Source organism: Geoanaerobacter pelophilus (genome assembly GCF_018476885.1).
Classification (GTDB): domain Bacteria; phylum Desulfobacterota; class Desulfuromonadia; order Geobacterales; family DSM-12255; genus Geoanaerobacter; species Geoanaerobacter pelophilus.
Window position 1 is genome coordinate 1 of sequence record NZ_JAHCVJ010000034.1, and the last position, 462, is coordinate 462.

At 61.0% G+C, this 462-nt stretch carries 1 protein-coding gene; it reads right to left on the reverse strand.

Annotation, left to right across the window (positions count from 1 at the left end; genetic code table 11):
• On the reverse strand, window positions 1–462 hold a 462-nt coding region (locus tag KI809_RS20385), incomplete at both ends, for a CxxxxCH/CxxCH domain c-type cytochrome (protein WP_214173438.1).

Here is a 462-nt window from a genome sequence, read left to right on the forward strand (position 1 = left end):
AGGGTTGTTGATGTGGGCACCATGCTTGCCGGAGGCTATTGCCAGCGAGCTTCCGGCGTTGTTGCCGTGACAGCCGGTGCAGTCGGCAGATACCGGCGCCCCCCAGTACTGGGTCACGGAACCTTTGCCGCCATGGCAGCTGATGTCGCTGCAGCTCTTGTTGCTGCCGTAGGTGAATTCAATGCCGTTACCGGCAACCACATCGATCTTGTAGTTCAGGACATGGCTGGTGCTGCCGGGAATGACCGTTCCACCCGGAGTGACGGTTGTGGCATGGCAGAAGGCGCAGCTCCCGGCGCCGTAGCTGACATGATTCTTGTGGCCGTTACCACGGTCCGTGGAGGCGCCGGTGCTGGCATAGTTGGGCTCGCCGTTCAGGCTGGTGAAGTCGGGGGAAGTGTCGTTGCCATGACACCGCTTGCAGTCGGTTATCGTGTATGCAGAGTTCCAACCGCTGCCTGC